At 43.3% G+C, this 16,960-nt stretch carries 13 protein-coding genes; 4 read left to right on the forward strand and 9 right to left on the reverse strand.

The annotated features are described in order from the left end of the window. Positions 1-337, reverse strand: a 337-nt coding sequence (locus JFC07_RS00005) for a transposase (RefSeq protein WP_198327777.1), incomplete at its 3' end; no start/stop codon positions are given. A gap of 111 nt (positions 338-448) precedes the next feature. Then, entirely contained in the window at positions 449-1,354 is a 906-nt protein-coding gene (locus tag JFC07_RS00010; protein WP_068408371.1) for a LysR family transcriptional regulator, read from the reverse strand. Positions 1,355-1,647: 293 nt separating this feature from the next. On the opposite strand from JFC07_RS00010, the gene JFC07_RS00015 reads away from it, so the two are divergent. The 4 genes from JFC07_RS00015 (at position 1,648) to ppc (ending at position 9,438) form a co-directional block, all read left to right on the forward strand. Next, positions 1,648-3,351 carry an L-lactate permease gene (locus JFC07_RS00015; RefSeq protein ID WP_102076855.1) on the forward strand — a complete coding sequence of 568 codons (1,704 nt, stop codon included), beginning with the start codon at positions 1,648-1,650 and terminating at the stop codon, positions 3,349-3,351. Between the two features lie 65 nt (positions 3,352-3,416). Continuing rightward, positions 3,417-5,123, forward strand: coding sequence for a D-lactate dehydrogenase (gene dld, locus JFC07_RS00020; RefSeq protein ID WP_068408377.1), 1,707 nt, complete (start codon positions 3,417-3,419; stop codon positions 5,121-5,123). A 127-nt stretch (positions 5,124-5,250) separates the two neighbouring features. Next, the gene (gene lldD, locus JFC07_RS00025; RefSeq protein WP_068408375.1) at positions 5,251-6,393 is read left to right on the forward strand and encodes an FMN-dependent L-lactate dehydrogenase LldD; all 1,143 of its coding nucleotides are present in this window, start codon (positions 5,251-5,253) and stop codon (positions 6,391-6,393) included. 270 nt (positions 6,394-6,663) lie between these two features. After that, the gene (ppc, locus tag JFC07_RS00030) at positions 6,664-9,438 is read left to right on the forward strand and encodes a phosphoenolpyruvate carboxylase (RefSeq protein ID WP_198327778.1); all 2,775 of its coding nucleotides are present in this window, start codon (positions 6,664-6,666) and stop codon (positions 9,436-9,438) included. 321 nt (positions 9,439-9,759) lie between these two features. On the opposite strand, the gene JFC07_RS00035 is transcribed toward ppc, so the two are convergent. The 7 genes from JFC07_RS00035 to JFC07_RS00065 form a co-directional block, all read right to left on the reverse strand. Next, complete coding sequence (locus tag JFC07_RS00035; RefSeq protein ID WP_180952532.1) at positions 9,760-10,809, reverse strand: dipeptidase; 1,050 nt, start codon at positions 10,807-10,809, stop codon at positions 9,760-9,762. Beyond that, positions 10,809-11,963 (reverse strand): pyrroloquinoline quinone biosynthesis protein PqqE, encoded by a 1,155-nt coding sequence (gene pqqE, locus JFC07_RS00040; RefSeq protein WP_068407050.1) that lies wholly within the window; start codon positions 11,961-11,963, stop codon positions 10,809-10,811. The genes JFC07_RS00035 and pqqE overlap by 1 nt, the downstream gene beginning before the upstream one ends. Continuing rightward, positions 11,960-12,244: a pyrroloquinoline quinone biosynthesis peptide chaperone PqqD gene (gene pqqD / locus JFC07_RS00045; protein WP_068407047.1), complete on the reverse strand. Its 285-nt coding sequence runs from the start codon at positions 12,242-12,244 to the stop codon at positions 11,960-11,962. Before pqqD ends, pqqE begins: the two co-directional genes overlap by 4 nt. After that, complete coding sequence (gene pqqC / locus JFC07_RS00050) at positions 12,241-12,999, reverse strand: pyrroloquinoline-quinone synthase PqqC (RefSeq protein WP_102076859.1); 759 nt, start codon at positions 12,997-12,999, stop codon at positions 12,241-12,243. Before pqqC ends, pqqD begins: the two co-directional genes overlap by 4 nt. A gap of 21 nt (positions 13,000-13,020) precedes the next feature. Then, positions 13,021-13,932: a pyrroloquinoline quinone biosynthesis protein PqqB gene (pqqB, locus tag JFC07_RS00055; protein WP_068407044.1), complete on the reverse strand. Its 912-nt coding sequence runs from the start codon at positions 13,930-13,932 to the stop codon at positions 13,021-13,023. A gap of 71 nt (positions 13,933-14,003) precedes the next feature. Continuing rightward, the gene (gene pqqA, locus JFC07_RS00060; protein ID WP_082894360.1) at positions 14,004-14,078 is read right to left on the reverse strand and encodes a pyrroloquinoline quinone precursor peptide PqqA; all 75 of its coding nucleotides are present in this window, start codon (positions 14,076-14,078) and stop codon (positions 14,004-14,006) included. Between the two features lie 257 nt (positions 14,079-14,335). Further along, a complete protein-coding gene (locus JFC07_RS00065; protein ID WP_192992256.1) occupies positions 14,336-16,939 on the reverse strand; it encodes a membrane-bound PQQ-dependent dehydrogenase, glucose/quinate/shikimate family in 2,604 nt (867 codons plus the stop codon). Between the last annotated feature and the right edge of the window lie 21 nt (positions 16,940-16,960).

Below are 16,960 nucleotides of genomic sequence, written 5' to 3' on the forward strand. Positions count from 1 at the left end.
CGTAAAGGAATATGATTTTATCATCGAGACCTGAGATACGGGTTTGATGCTTACTAACGAGTACAGGCTCAAAGCTGCCACCGCGGTCTCTTGGGGTGGATATCTCAAGATCGCCTGTGTCACTGCGGACGGTCTTTTTAGTGTGCCCGTTACGCTTATTAGGTTTATCCGCCTTTTCATGCTTGGGATAGCCGAGATGGTCTTCCATCTCAGCTTCTAAGGCAGTATCAATAAAGGATTGCATGAGCTGCTTTTGAAAATCTTTGATGTCATCGAAGCTGTTCATGCTACCAGCCATTTGCTCGGCCAGTTTCTTGATGTCAGATTGAGTAGTCATTGCTTATTCTCCTGTTATTGGATTATAAGCAGTTACACAGTTTTTAGGAAAGGCTCTATTAGCTTTTTTATTTCATTCATCTTTTTATAGACATCAAAATAGGCTTTTTACTTAGCAGTAGTAAGCCTGTTTCCGATGTAATGAGTCTCGCAAATGTGCAACGAGCAGTTTTAACTTTTGATCTGGTTGCCTGGCCTTAGGATATACTGCATACATGCCCAGTTCCTTTCGTGTAAACCGTTGCAAAATCTGAGTAAGTGTATGTTGTTGTATCTCCTCATGGACCAACGCTTGGGGCAAAAAAGCAATGCCTAAATCGCTGAGCGTGGCTTGTTTAATCGCACTAAGATGATTGCTATGAAACCTACCATGGACAGGCATTAATTGCTCTGTGCCGTCTATACATACTGGCCATATGTTGTTAGAGGTATTATCTAACTTATAGATTATGCACTCATGATTGTCTAATTCTTCAGGGGTTTGAGGCGTACCATATCGCTTTAAATAGTCTGGCGTCGCACATATCACCCATCGGCTATCTATAAGACGTCTTGCAATGAGCGATGAGTCTTCAAGCTCAGCGGTCCTTATTGCCAAATCAAATCCTTCCTCTATCAAGTCAACCAATCGATTGGTAATTTGTAACTCTACCGATACTTCAGGGTGTTGTTTACAGAATTCAGCAATAGATTCGCTCAATATGAAATTCGCAGAGACCACAGGCAGGGTTATACGTATATGGCCTTTCATATCTTCGCCGTAACCCGTTACTGCATCTTCAGCTTCCTGAAAGGCATGTTTAGCAATTTTAGCTTTGTCGTAAAGCGTCCTGCCGGCATCGGTTAAGCTCAACTTTCTAGTGGTTCTATAAATGAGTTGAGTATTTAAGTTCTCTTCTAATCTTGCAATGCGCTTGCTCACTACTGAATTGGTTAATGATAGTTTTTCAGCGACTTTAGAAAATGACCCTTCCTCAACAACTTGGACAAATAAAACCATATCGTCAGCTTTGACCATACTTGTGCACCAATTGGCGTAATGCGGATTAGATTATAGCAAAAAAGGAAAATAATATTGTCCATTGATGCAATATATCAATTAATTAACAAGGCGTAGACTATTTTAGGGCTTTTTGAACATGGGCCATAGACTGTCGCAAGTCGTGCTCGGTTTTGTCTACAAGACGGCTTGGATAAATTAGCAGTCCCTGTTTGTGAATGTTTAATACAACTTAGTCATCATTGAGTCGTCAAAATAAAGGCTGCGATGACTTGGTTCAGGGAAGATCGCACAATCAAAAGGATGTAATTTTGAATCAAACAATATATGGGCTTTTGGCATTACTGCCAATCGTTCTCTGTGGTATTTTTCTTATAGGCTTGCAATGGTCAGCTAAAAAAACAATGCCTATCATTTTAGTTGTTACCGCTGCGCTTGCCATTTTTATATGGGATATGACGCTTAACCGAGTGTCATCATCTATTATTCAGGGTTTGGTGATAACTGTCTCGGTGTTGTGGATTGTCTTTGGTGCTATTTTTCTGTTGAATACATTAAAACATACTGGTGCAATCGCCGTTATCCGTGCTGGGTTTACCAATGTATCGCCAGATAGGCGTGTGCAAGCCATTATTATTGCATGGTGCTTTGGCTGCTTTCTTGAGGGTGCCTCAGGTTTTGGTACAGCTGCCGCTATTGCTGCGCCTTTGCTGGTGGCGATAGGATTTCCAGCGCTGGGTGCGGTGTTGATGGGAATGATGATACAAAGTACACCTGTATCATTTGGTGCGGTCGGTACGCCTATCGTTATTGGGGTAAATAATGGGTTAGATAAAGCGGCCATTAGCGCTCAACTGGCACAAGAAGGACTACAGTGGGGCGACTTTTTACAACTGATTACCAGTCAAGTGGCTATCATGCATGGTGTCATTGGTACGTTTATGCCACTTTTTATGGTGATGATGCTCACCCGCTTTTTTGGTAAGAATAAAAGCTGGAAAGAAGGCTTCGCTATTTGGCCGTTTGCGATTTTTGCAGGCTTGGCATTTACAATCCCTTATATGATAACCGGTGTTTTTTTAGGGCCAGAGTTTCCTTCACTGGTCGGAGGTTTAGTTAGTATAGCCATTGTTGTAAACGCTGCTAAAAGAGGGTTTTTAGTCCCAAAAACAACTTGGGATTTTGCGCCTCAGAAAAACTGGCCAAGCGAATGGATGGGTAAACTGGTGGTCAGTAAAGAAGATGTGACGCTTGATTTAACCAGTAAAAAGATGTCTGCGGTTATGGCGTGGTTCCCTTATTTACTCGTTGCAGTCTTACTGGTGTGCTCAAGAGTATTCGCTGGATTTGAATCCTTATTAACCAGTGCAACGTTAGATTTTACGACGGTTTTAGGAGAGGCAGATGTAAGCGCTAGTTTTAGTCCTCTGTACTTACCTGGAGGCTTGTTAGTAATAAGCGCCTTGGTTGCCGCTGCTCTGCAAACTAAAAAACCAGGTAGTGCACTAAATAATGCCTTTAAAGAATCAACTAAAACGGTCTTAGGAGCTGGTTTTGTACTGGTTTTTACGATTCCAATGGTCAGAATCTTTATCAATTCAGGGGTAAACTTATCAGATGTGGCGAGTATGCCAGTCGCCAGTGCCGAGTTGTTTGCGGGTACTTTTGGCAACGCTTTTCCGTTAATTAGTTCTACCATTGGTGCACTAGGGGCCTTTATCGCGGGTTCTAATACCGTTTCTAACATGATGTTTAGTCAATTTCAGTATGAAGCGGCGGTGAGCCTACGTATTTCACCTTCTTTAATCATAGCGTCTCAAGCTGTTGGTGCCGCAGCCGGTAATATGGTTGCCATACATAACGTGGTGGCTGCATCAGCAACGGTGGGTTTACTTGGTATGGAGGGCGCCACACTTAGGCGTACTATTTTACCCACCATATACTATGTGTTGTTCTGTGGCATCATCGTCATGGCCGCCATTTACATTTTTGGTTTTCAAGGGCCCTTAGCATGATGAATGACACACAATCACAAGATAAGGAGCATCATATATCTTCGTCAAATCGCGATTCTCAAGGCATGCTTAGTCCTGATCAAGTACTAGACAAGCTAACACAATTACTGGGTGCTAGTAATGTACAGGCTGATCCAGAGAAAAATGAGCACTATAGAATGGGGTGGCGCTCTGGTGGTGGCAGTGCCTTAGCCGTTTTATTTCCGCAAACACTGCTGGAGATTTGGCGTAGCCTAGAAGTATGCGTTGAAGGCGACTGCATCATTATCATGCAAGCGGCTAAGACAGGTCTGACTGAAGGCTCAACACCGAGCGGTAATGACTACGATAGACCAGTTGTGGTGATTAATACGCTTGCAATGAACCAGTTGTATTTGGTGAATGACAACGAGCAAGTGATCAGCTTGCCTGGTGCGACATTGCATCAGCTACAAAGTCAGCTTAATGCTGTCAATAGAGCGCCTCATTCCGTCATCGGTTCCTCGACGTTAGGCGCGTCTATTATTGGCGGTATATCTAATAACTCTGGTGGGGCTTTGGTCAAAAGAGGGCCCGCCTATACCGAGCTTGCGTTGTTTGCCCAAATAAACGAACAAGGACAGCTGGTATTGGTTAATCATCTAGACGTAGAGCTAGGTGATACGCCAGAAGAAATACTGACTAATTTGCAAAATGGTAATTTTGATAAAAGAGAATTACCTGATAGTGGCAAGCTCGCATCTGACAAAGAGTACATCGCCAGAGTAAAAGACGTTGATGCAAGCACGCCCAGTCGCTTTAATGCGGACAAGCGCAGACTGTATGAAGCCAGTGGCTGCGCTGGCAAGCTTGCGGTGTTTGCAGTACGTCTTGACACTTATCCAATAGCGGCAAAAGAGAAAACCTTTTACATAGGCACTAACAGTGTGAGTGAGCTTGCACAGCTCAGAAGGCAGATACTATCAAGCTTCGACAATATCCCTGAAGTGGGCGAGTATATGCATCGTGATATATTTGATGTCTCCGCTAAATACGGTAAAGACACGTTCCTAAGTATTAAGCATCTCGGCACAGATGCCTTACCTAGATTGTTTTCTATCAAAGGCGCTATTGACGCTAAATTTCATAAGTGGTCATGGATGCCAAAGCATTTTACTGACAAAGTCATGCAGTTCATCGCTACTCTATTTCCAAAGCATTTACCGAAGCGCATGATTGAGTATCGTGAACAATATGAGCATCACCTAATCTTAAAAATGAGTGATGAAGGGATAGCAGAGGCACAGGATTTTCTGAAGACCTTCTTTGCTGCTTCAGACACGGGTAACTATTTTGAATGTAGCCAGGAAGAGTCAGAAAGCGCGCTTTTAAATCGTTTTGCGGCAGCCGGTGCCGCATTACGCTATGAAATCATACATGAAAAAGAAGTTGGTGAGATATTGGCATTAGATATTGCCATACCGCGTAATGAATTAGAATGGCTTGAAACCCTACCTGAAGAAATTGAAAAACACTTAGAGATGAAGCTGTATTACGGACACTTCTTTTGCTATGTGTTTCATCAAGATTATATTTTGAAGAAGGGCAGTGATGCACACCTTGTTAAAAAGATGATGTTAGAGCTATTGAGCGCACGCGGAGCCAAATATCCTGCTGAGCATAATGTAGGGCATCTATACGAAGCAGAGCCTGATTTGCAGAATTTCTATAAAAGCCTAGACCCAACCAATAGCTTTAATCCCGGCATCGGTAAAATGTCGAAAACCAAACGTAACTGCTCGTGCTGTGTGTAATAGTGAGTGTGGGTTGAGCTTGCCGCTTCAAAAATAAGCCAATTGCATCCATCGTTTAGCACTAATCAATAAATAATTAGAGATTCAAAAATATTACATAGATATTTAACAGAATAAGGGCAAGCGTATGATTATTTCATCTCCAAACGACTACAGGGCTGCTGCCAAGCGCCGACTGCCACCATTTCTATTTCATTATATAGATGGCGGTGCTTATGAGGAATATACCTTAAAACATAATGTTGAAGATTTATCGAAAATTGCCCTTAGACAACGTGTACTAAATGATATGTCACTGCTTAGTCTCGAGACGCAGTTATTTAATGAAACTCTGTCTATGCCTGTCGCGTTGTCACCCGTGGGTCTGACAGGTATGTATGCCCGCCGCGGAGAAGTGCAGGCCGCTATGGCAGCCGATCAAAAAGGCATTCCGTTTACCATGTCGACAGTTTCGGTTTGTCCGATTGAAGAAGTAGCGCCTAAAATTAACCGTCCGATGTGGTTTCAGCTTTATGTATTAAAGGACCGAGGTTTTATGAAAAATGCCTTGGAGCGTGCCAAAGCGGCGGGGTGTTCGACCTTGGTTTTTACGGTAGATATGCCAGTACCAGGGGCACGCTACCGAGATATGCACTCTGGTATGAGCGGTAAAAATGCTGCTATGCGCCGTTACTTACAGTCTATGACGCATCCGCAATGGGCATGGGATGTAGGGCTAAATGGCCGTCCGCACGATCTGGGCAATATCTCTACTTATTTAGGTAAGCCAACAGGATTGGAAGACTATATAGGCTGGCTAGGTAATAACTTTGACCCCTCTATTTCTTGGAAAGATTTAGATTGGATTCGCGAGTACTGGGATGGGCCTATGGTCATCAAAGGTATTTTGGACCCAGAAGATGCCAAAGATGCGGTGCGTTTTGGAGCCGACGGCATAGTCGTATCGAATCATGGTGGGCGACAGCTGGACGGTGTTTTATCCAGTGCACGTGCTCTGCCTCCTATTGCCGATGCAGTTAAAGGAGAGATTAAAATTTTAGCCGACTCTGGTATACGTAATGGCTTAGATATTGTGCGTATGTTGGCTTTGGGCGCTGATATTTGCATGCTAGGGCGCGCTTTTATTTATGCTTTAGCAGCGGATGGCGGTGCAGGGGTAAGCAATTTGTTAGAACTGCTAGATAAAGAAATACGCGTCGCAATGACCTTGACTGGTGCCAAAACGATTGCTGATATTAATTCTGACTGTTTAGTAAAGCTGGAGAATTAAACTTGAAGCCGTTAGTTTAGTCATCAATCGTAATAATGAAACTCATAATATTGTTGGCTGACTAGGGATAGACAGATATACCATTACAGGAATGGCTGACCCAGTATCACCAAAAAATAAATGATTAATACATAAAGCTGACAACGTCTTGGCTGATGAGAAGCGAGAGCTTCGAGATCCACATAAACAGGTTAAATGGCTTACACCATAGAAAACCTACATTTAAGACCGCACGACTATATTTGAATGAATTTGATCAGGAGATCAAGGATGACTATTGATAACGACGTACTACGTGAACGCATCAGCTTATTAGGCTCATTTCTAGGAGAGGCGATTTCTCGGCAAACGGGCGAACAAACACTCAACACGATTGAAACCCTACGCCAAGGTTTTATCCAGCAACGCCGGGCGCCTAACGCAGCGAACCAGCAACAACTCATCGACTTTATTGCCTCGTTAGACAACCAAACCTTAAAAAATGTCATCCGCAGCTTTTCTATCTATTTCTTCTTAGCCAATCTCAGTGAAGAAAATTACTTACGAGAACAACGTCAAGCCTTGCGTATGCAATCGGAACATAGCTGGGAAGGCTCGTTTCGGCGTACGCTGCTTGAATGTCGTGAGCGCAATATTGAACCCGCCCAAATGCAAGAGCTGATTGAGCAACTAAAATTTATCCCAGTATTCACCGCCCATCCGACTGAAGCGCGTCGCCGTACGACGATGAATCTATTGCAGAGTTTATTCAAGCATAGCGATGCTTTGAATAATCTTCCTGAAAACAGTTTCGCCTATGAGCAAGCGAAAGAACAAACGGCGCAAACCATTGATTTATTATGGTCATCTGATGAAGTACGGACGCGTAAACCTTTAGTCTATGACGAGATCAATAATGGCCTGCATTATTTCAATGCCAGTTTATTCAGCGCCATTCCCAAAGTTTACCGTAATATTAAAGACGCCATTGTTGATATCTATCCTGAGCTAACAGACTATCCCTTACCGGCGTTCATGAGCTTTGGTTCTTGGATCGGTGGTGACAGAGATGGCAATCCCTTTGTCACTCATGACACCACAGAAATGGCCGTATTGATGCATGCCAATACCGTCTTGCGTCACTATCAAGTGTTGATCAAAAAATTGCGTCGTGAACTGATTCACAGCGATACAATTGTCGCTATCGAACCTGACGTGTATACAAAAATTGAAAGTTATCGTGAGCTCGACAGACGAGTCTTTGATTACAATACTGACGATTACAACAATGAGCCGTACCGAAGACTGTTATCGATTATTCTTGCCAAAATAAAATCGACTAATAGCCATATTCAAAGCAAAGGTAGTGATAGCGAGGCTGAAAAAGATGCTTACACCAATCCGCAAGAATTGTTAGAAGATTTACGCATCATTCGGAAAAGTGTCAATACTCACGATACGGCACATGGCGAAGGCTTATTACTTGATATGATTCGTTTGGTCAAAACCTGTGGTTTTCATTTGGCAGCGCTCGATATTCGTCAAGAGTCCTCTTATCATAGCGAGGTGATAGCTGATATTTTTGCCAATGCCTCTAATCTGCCAGATTATCAAATGCTCACTGAAACTGAGCGCCAAGAATGGCTAACGCGCTTACTTGAAAAGCCCGGTACACCGCTCATTTATACCGATAACTTGAGTGATAAAACACGCGAACAATTGGCTTTGATGAACTCTGTGGCAACCTTACGTAAACTGGTCGGGCAAGATACTTTCGGCAGTTACGTCATATCAATGACCAATAACGCCAGTCAATTATTAGAAGTGTTACTACTCATGCGCTTTGCAGGCTTATGTACAGTGAATGACGAAGGGCAACTGTCCGCTGACTTACCCGTCGCACCCTTGTTTGAAACCATCGAAGACCTTAAAAATATCGATAAGATTTTACCTGCCGTCTTGGATAATCCGCTTTATCGAGGGTTGCTGCAACACTTAGATAACACGCAAGAAATCATGCTGGGTTATTCAGATTCATCAAAAGATGGCGGTATTATCACCTCTGCATGGCAGCTGTATAGCGCGCAGCAAACCATTAACCGTATCGCTGAGGAATATGGTATCAAAACCCGCTTGTTTCATGGCCGTGGTGGCTCTGTCAGTCGTGGTGGCGGCTCAACACATAATGCAATTGCCGCTCAGCCCGCAGGGACACTGCATGGAGAAATTAAAGTCACCGAGCAGGGCGAAGTCCTTTATGCCAAATATGCCAACACCGATACCGCTGTGTTTGAGCTAACCATGGGCATCACTGGTACCCTCAAAGCGTGCTCAACAAGATTTGTGGTGCAACCGCCTGAACTACCAAATTATGAAGCACTCTTTGCGCGTCTAGCCGATGCGGGTGAACAAAGTTATCGTACGCTTACTGACCATACCGAAGGGTTTTATCAGTTCTACTCACAAGTGACGCCAGTGCAGGAAATCTCTTTATTAAATATCGGCTCACGCCCAGCGCACCGTAACAAAGGTCTGCCTAGTAAGACAACCTTGCGGGCGATTCCCTGGGTATTTGGTTGGTCTTTAGCGCGCTTTACCCTACCAGCTTGGTATGGCGTAGGTAGTGCTCTTCATAGTGTTAAACAAGACGAAGCTTTAATGAGGGAGATGAACAGTTGCTGGCCATTTTTTAACGTATTTATTAGTAATATTGAAATGGCGTTTACCAAGTCTGAGATGAGCATTGCTCAGGCTTATAGTCAGTTATGTGAAGATGAGGGATTACGTGAAAAGATTATGCAAGCGGTAATCGATGAGCACGAGCTGACATTTTCAGGTTTAAATTCTTTGCTTAACCAGACATCATTATTGGCACATCAGCAAAACCTTGCCGCGTCACTGCAGTGGCGAAATGCTTATTTAGATCCGATTAACTACATACAAATCGAGTTGTTGAAACGTGCCAGACAAAAAGACACTATATATGATGACGGTGACTTTAGTGTTGAAGATCCATTAATCCGTAGTATCAATGCTTTGGCAGCGGGTCTACGCAATACGGGTTAATTAATAGAGAATTACGTTCAGATATCTAACTTATGACCTAAATACATTGACTTCCTTTAATTAAATTAAGAAGGTTGAAAAGGTGTAAGGGTCAACTAATTTAGATGTGGGTGGGTTTCTATCGTCAGGCTCCCTAACTAAAATCTCCCGAATTTTTTTATACGGATTTGACGGTAGGGGTCAGTCAGCTACCAGCTATCGAGACGACCCGTATGTAACTTGGTGAAACAGATGCTTGATTATGCCACTACAGTCTATTAATTAGGCAGCAATTGAGACAAGATGTTAGAAAAAAATATTGCCTCTCAAAAAGCTCGATTATCACTGCCATATCCTATCCAGCACAGTGAACCAATTCTTTGACGTAATCTTTTCAATGAGTGGATCGGAGAAATGTCGTTGTTGCATGTGCTCAATCAGCATAGAGATTTGACTGATATCAGATAACTCATCTGGCAATAGACAACCATCAAAATCAGAGCCAAAACCGACGTGATCTTCGCCTAAATGGTCAACTAGATAATCAAGATGATCGACAATCACATCAACTGAAGTTTGCGTGTTGCGTTGACCGTCAGCACGAAGAAATGCAACATCAAAGTTCACCCCAACCATACCACCGCTTTGTTTAATGGCAGCCAGTTGCTGGTCAGTCAAATTCCTTGCTTGCTGACATAACGCGTGTGCATTAGAGTGTGTCGCGACAATGGGCTGATCAATAATCTCTAACGTATCCCAAAAAGCACGCTCATTCATATGCGACACATCGATTAGCATATGTTTTTCACGACACTTTAGAATGAGGTCTTTACCTTGATCCGTGAGACCAGATCCTGTATCGGGAGAATGAGGAAAGGAGGCATTTAAGCCATCACCAAAGAGGCTTTTTCTATTCCAGAGTGGCCCTATACTTCTAAGACCTGCATCATAAAAAACATCCAATAACTCAGGTTTAATGGCTAAAAACTCAGCACCTTCCAAATGAAGGATGATGGCTAATTGCTGATTCTGCTGACAGGCTTGAATTTGCGCTAAAGACTTACAAATCTGAATCTGACCGTCTGATCGCGCCTGTAATTGTTGCACAAGTGCCAACTGTGCACAGCAAATATCCACGATTTTTTGCGGCTCAAAATCTAAGCCTGAGAGATTTGATAACTTGTCAGGATGGTTTTTTTTAACATAAGCGTAGGGCGGCAGGAAAATAGAAAATAAGCCGCCCATCCATCCCGCTTTCTGACAACGTTGTAAATCCAAATGTCCTGGTAGCGTACCATAAATGAAATCATGCACAGGATCTGCGGCTGCACTCAGCCACAGTCGGGTCAATAGGTCGTTATGTCCATCAAATATCACAGGCTGAGCATTCATTATTCATCCATTACCGTACGAGTAGGAATTAATTGCTCTTGACTCAATAGCTTTGAGTTTTTAGGGTTCCTAAAGCGTAACTCTTCAAAGGAAACTGGCGTTTCACTGTTTATACGCGCTTCCTCGATCAGATAATGATAAGGTGATTTGCCACACACAGGATCGGCATTTTTGGCATCCCCAGTCAGCATAAACGCTTGGCAACGACAGCCGCTGTAATCCCGCTCTTTATCTGGGCAGCTTTGGCACATGTCAGGCATCCAATCGTCACCGCGAAACTGATTAAAGCTCGCAGACTCATACCAAATATCTGCAAGTTGGGTGTTGCGTACGTTAGGGAACTGTATTGGTAATTGTCTGGCGGCATGGCAAGGTAGGGCTGTGCCGTCCGGTGCCACAGTCAAGAAAATCTTACCCCAACCATCCATACAGGGTTTAGGACGTTCTTCGTAATAATCAGGAACGACAAAAATGAGTTTACATTTGATGCCACGTTTTTCAATTTTCTTGCGGTGCTCATTGGTAATACGCTCGGCTCGAACCACTTGCGCTTTGGTTGGTAGTAAGCCTTCGATATTCTCAAATGCCCAACCATAAAACTGACAAATGGCCAGTTCAACGGTATCGGCTTCCAGCTCTAAGCACAGCTCAATAATCTGATCAATCTGATCAATATTCTGCCGATGAATGACAAAGTTGAGCACCATAGGATAGTTGTACTGCTTGACCAGACGTGACATCTCATACTTTTGTTCAAAGGCATGTTTTGAGCCAGCCAATGCATTGTTAACCGTTGGATCACTGGCTTGGAAACTGATCTGAATGTGGTCAAGGCCAGCCTCTTTTAATCGAGCAATCCGAGATTCGTTCAATCCCATGCCTGATGTGATTAAATTGGTGTAAAAACCTTTGTTATGAGCATAAGCGACCAATTGTTCTAAATCTTGACGAACGAGTGGTTCACCGCCAGAAAAGCCGAGCTGCACCGTGCCCATTTGCCGCGCCTGATCAAGAACATCGAACCATTCTTGCGTTGTCAGTTCCTGCTTATACTGAGCATAATCAACAGGATTAGAGCAATAAGGGCATTGTAATGGGCAGCGATAGGTAAGCTCAGCCAATAGCCATAATGGCAGTCCTACTGGCGCAGTCATACTAAATCAATCCAATGTTCACGTTGAGCCACCAACATATATTCGATAATGTCTTGCTCGATTTCAGGTATATCACCAAACATAGCCTTCACCTTTTTAATAATATCAGCAATGGACGCTTGACCATCAATGTGTTGACCGATGATGCTGGCACTCTCATTTAATTTGATCATCCCTTCAGGGTACAGCAACACATAAGCGTTCTGTGCAGGCTCAAACTGAAAGCGATAACCATGACGCCATACTGGGACGATAGAGTGATCTAGTTCAGGTAAACTCATTTGAACAATCCTTTATGCCAGACATTATCATCAGTGACGCTTTGGTAAGGGGCTTGATTATGGACATAGGCCAAGCTCAAAGAATCCAAAATGGTCCACAAAATATCCAGTTTAAATTGTAGAATCTCTAGCATACGCTCTTGTTGTTCAACTGTTTTGAATGAGTCGAGCGTAATGGTTAGGCCATGCTCAACATCGCGGCGGGCCTGACTTAAGCGCGAGCGAAAATAGGTATAACCTTGCTCTTTAATCCAAGGATAATGTTTTGGCCAAGACTCTAAGCGCGATTGATGAATCTGCGGGGCAAAAAGCTCAGTCAGTGAGCTGCTGGCTGCTTCTCGCCATGAGGTACGACGCGCAAAATTTACATAAGCATCGACTGCAAAACGTACACCCGGCAACACCAATTCTTCAGAAATCACTTGTTCGCGGCTAAGACCAACCGCTTCTGCCAGACTCAACCATGCTTCACGACCGCCACCATCAGGATACACGCCATCTTGATCAATCATGCGCTGAATCCACTCTTGACGCACCCGCTGATCGGGGCAATTCGCCATGATTGCCGCATCTTTCAAGGGAATATTGATTTGATAATAGAATCTGTTGGCGACCCACGCTTGAATCTGCTGTTGAGTCGCTTGTCCTTCATGCATCATGATATGAAAAGGGTGGTAAATATGGTAATACTGACCTTTAGCCATAATCGCTTGTTCAAAGGCCTCTACGCTTAGGGCTATTTTTTCTTCTTGCATTATCTTCATTTTGCTGTCGCCTTACAATTCAATCTGCATACCATCAAACGCCACTTCAACACCGTGTTGTTTCAATGTTGCAGCCTGTTCAGATTGTTCATTCAATATTGGGTTGGTGTTATTAATGTGGATCAATACCTTACGAATGTTTTTGAGCTGATCTAAATAGTGCAGTGATCCATCTTCACCACTAATGTGTAAATGCCCCATGTCTTGGCCTGTTTTTGTACCGACACCGCATTCTTGCATCTCACTGTCAGTCCATAAAGTGCCATCAATCATCACACAATCAGAGGCTTCCATAATCTGCATAATATCATCGTCAATTTTGCCCAAACCTGGCGCGTAAAAGAGTTGTTTTTGCGTTTTTAAGTCTTTTACAATCAGCGCAATATTATCGCCATCATGGGGGTTATTACGATGTGGCGAGTAGGGTGGTGCCGAGCTTCTAATCACCAAAGGCGTCAATTCTAAATTGCTAAAACCTTCAATATTAAAGGTCTGTTTCGGATCAATTTGGTGATATTGCAGGCCACCATTCCAGTGTTTCAACATATTGAAAATAGGAAACCCTGTCGTGAGATCTTGGTAGACCATCTCAGTACACCAAACAGGAATCGGACACCCTTCTCGCAGGGTCAATAGCCCAGTCGTATGGTCAAGCTGACTGTCCATCAAAACCACATTCGTGATGCCTGTATCTCTCAGGTTACGTGCTGGCTGTGCCGCCTTAAATTCAAATAATTGCTGACGAATATCAGGTGACGCGTTGAATAAAATCCAATCTATGCCATTCTCTGATATGGCTATCGAAGACTGGGTGCGGGTCTTTGCTTCAATTGTGCCTTGACGAACACCATGACAATTATAGCAATTGCAATTCCACTGTGGAAAACCACCACCAGCCGCTGAGCCTAAAACGTGAATATACATAAATCAATATTTCCAAAAAAATAAAAGCCCTAATCATCTAGGGCTTTTAATGTATTTAAGTCTAGTAAATTTTAACGCGCTTCAAAATACATAGTGACTTCGAAACCGATACGGATATCTTGAAAAGCTGGTTTAGTCCATTGCATAGGATTACTCCGGAAAGATCTCACTAGCTAATAAGTAAGATTAGTAAAAAGAATCTTTAATGGTATTCTAATCTAGCCCCTGCTGTCAAATCTGTAAAAAGACGGGAAACATTTTAGTTACGCAGTCTAACAGTAGTAATCAAACTATACTTATCTTGGCATATACCACTGTTCATTGTAAGGTAAATTGGATATATGCCTTAGTAATAAAACGGCAATGAATCAAATCATTACCGCTTCATTAAACAGGTATGATGTTACTTGGCTTTGTCAGCAAGTTTATAAGCCATAACATAATCCCCAATAGTAGTACCAACTGAACCATGTCCACCAGCTACCAATACGACCATCTGCTCACCTTTAGAATTTAGATAAGTCATAGGCGTCGCTTGGCCACCTGCTGGAATACGAACATTCCACAATACATCGCCATTTTTTAAATCATAGGCGCGGAAGTTGTTTTCAGTAGCCGCTGACAAAAATGCTACGCCTCCTTTTGTGATGATGGGTCCGCCAATACCAGGAACACCCAGCTCAAACTTCAATGGAATAGGGGACAAATCTTGCACGGTACCGTTTCTACGTTGATAGGCAATCTCACCGGTTGCTAGGTCAGCACCCGCTACTGTGCCCCATGGTGGTTGCTGACAAGGAATGCCTAACGGTGATAAAAATGGTCCCAGCTCTACCGCGTAATCTGCACCTTTATTTTCATTAACTCCTTGCTCTCCTGTATTGGTTTCTCCCTCACCAAGATTGTCTCTAGGAATGAGTTTTGATGTAAATGCCAAATAAGTTGGCATACCAAACATTACGCCATTTTCAGGATCAACGGCGAGGCCGCCCCAGTTAAAGGTACCGAAGTTACCAGGATAGACCAAACTGCCATTCGTCGATGGTGGTGTATAACGACCATCATAATTGAGTTGGTTAAACTCAATACGGCACATCATCTGATCAATGAGGCTAGCGCCCCACATGTCTTTTTCTTTCAACATCGGCGGCTCAAAACTCAAACCAGAGTAAGGTTGCGTTGGAGCGGCATGTTCACCTGCAACCAAGTAACCTTGCGGCGCGGCGCGTTCTTTGATCGGTACGATTGGCTCGCCTGTTGCGCGATTCAATACATACACATCGCCTTGTTTGGTGGGAACAACCAGTGCAGGCTGAACACCTTCTTTGGTTTTTAAGTCAAGTAAGCTTGGCTGAGCTGGCGTGTCCATATCCCAAAGATCATGGTGAACAAATTGTTGAACCCAGCGCGCTTTACCTGTTTTAATGTCTAAAGCGACAACAGACGTCGCATATTTTTCTTCATCTGCGGTTCGATAGCTGCCTAATTGATCCGGTACACGATTGCCCATAGGGAAATAGACCAAACCAAGTTCTTCATCAGCGCTGGCGATCGCCCATGAGTTTGGTGAACTGGTTTTGTACATCTGAGTTGGATCATTGACATCGAAAGGCGCTGTGTTATCAGGATCTCCTGAATCCCAGTTCCATAGTAGCTCGCCAGTATTGACATCATACGCACGAATAACACCAGAAGGTGAATTGACGTCGTAGTTATCATTAACGGCACCTGCCACCACAATCGTATTGCCTACCACTATCGGAGGCGACGTTGAATAATAATAACCCGCTTGTTTAAATGGCATATTATGCATTAAATCTAAAGCACCATCTTTACCAAAATCTTGACAACGTTGCCCAGTATTTGGGTCAAGTGCATATAACTTAGCATCGGAAGTTGGAATAAATATTTTTGCATCGCATTGCTTAGACGCGTTTTCAAAGGTATTACCAGCTACTTTCTGAACTGGTGTATGGCCGGTCTTGACAGTTGTGTTAGTCACAGCTGCATTATTACTATTTGTCTCATCATTAATAACTGGAGAAATACTATCAGTACCAGCTTGACCTGCATAATAGGACACGCCTCGACACGTTTGATGTTGGCGTTGTAGATTTTTTCCTACTTTGGGGTCAAACTTCCATAATGTTTGACCAGAGTCTGCGTCCAAAGCTAATACCCAGTTGTGTGGAGTGCACATATATAGGGCATTGCCAATCTTTAAAGGAGTTGCCTGATAGGTGGTCTCACCGATATCATTAGGACCTTTGACATCACCTGTTTGAATTTGCCAAGCAAGCTCTAAGTCTTTGACATTATCAGTGGTGATTTGAGTCAGAGGCGAGTAGCGCTGCCCATAGTCAGTACCACCATACGCGCTCCACTCACCCTCTGGCGTTTGCTCGCCATTTGATAACGGAACACCAAGATTTGTAGGTGTTGAATTTTGATCAGCACCATCTTTGGCAGTTAAATTGAGTTCACCTAACTTATCGGTGGCATTATTAGCCATACTACCAAAAGAGATCAGTGCGCCCACAACCACACTAGCCAGCAATCCCCAATAATAAATAGGGTTTTTTGAGTTATTTTTGGCGTCTTTGAAGGGAGTTGTAATAAGATTTTCGGAATGTAAGCTCGATGTACCATTAGCAACTAAATTTTTATCAGAGCTCTTTGATACTCGAGTTTTATTACCCTGCATCTTGTTAGATACCCATGGCAATAACATTAATAAACCAAATATCAGCGGAAAGCCCAAGCGAGTTGCCAGTGCCCACCAATAAAACCCAGATTCCCAAAGCGCCCAAGCCAGGGTCGCTATAATAAAAATAGTATAGAGCCCATAGGCGCTCCAATGTCTTTTAAATAGCAAGAATGCTGTGACAAGCATCGTAATGCCAGCAATAACATAGTAAGCGCTACCGCCTAACGAGAGTAAGTAGGTACCTCCAATAAGCAAAGGTGCGGCAAAAACCGCCATAATAATAGCTATGAATTTTTCCATGAGCGGAACCACCTGTTTATA

Source organism: Psychrobacter faecalis, assembly GCF_016107575.1.
GTDB lineage: Bacteria > Pseudomonadota > Gammaproteobacteria > Pseudomonadales > Moraxellaceae > Psychrobacter > Psychrobacter faecalis.

Excerpts from the sequence above, each read along its gene's own strand:
- pqqD (WP_068407047.1), bottom strand. The coding sequence starts at position 12,244 with ATGAGTTTACCTGAACTAGATCACTCTATCGTCCCAGTATGGCGTCAT.
- ppc (WP_198327778.1), top strand. The coding sequence starts at position 6,664 with ATGACTATTGATAACGACGTACTACGTGAACGCATCAGCTTATTAGGC.
- JFC07_RS00065 (WP_192992256.1), bottom strand. The coding sequence starts at position 16,939 with ATGGAAAAATTCATAGCTATTATTATGGCGGTTTTTGCCGCACCTTTG.
- pqqE (WP_068407050.1), bottom strand. The coding sequence starts at position 11,963 with ATGACTGCGCCAGTAGGACTGCCATTATGGCTATTGGCTGAGCTTACC.
- JFC07_RS00010 (WP_068408371.1), bottom strand. The coding sequence starts at position 1,354 with ATGGTCAAAGCTGACGATATGGTTTTATTTGTCCAAGTTGTTGAGGAA.
- pqqC (WP_102076859.1), bottom strand. The coding sequence starts at position 12,999 with ATGCAAGAAGAAAAAATAGCCCTAAGCGTAGAGGCCTTTGAACAAGCG.
- dld (WP_068408377.1), top strand. The coding sequence starts at position 3,417 with ATGCTTAGTCCTGATCAAGTACTAGACAAGCTAACACAATTACTGGGT.
- JFC07_RS00035 (WP_180952532.1), bottom strand. The coding sequence starts at position 10,809 with ATGAATGCTCAGCCTGTGATATTTGATGGACATAACGACCTATTGACC.
- pqqB (WP_068407044.1), bottom strand. The coding sequence starts at position 13,932 with ATGTATATTCACGTTTTAGGCTCAGCGGCTGGTGGTGGTTTTCCACAG.
- lldD (WP_068408375.1), top strand. The coding sequence starts at position 5,251 with ATGATTATTTCATCTCCAAACGACTACAGGGCTGCTGCCAAGCGCCGA.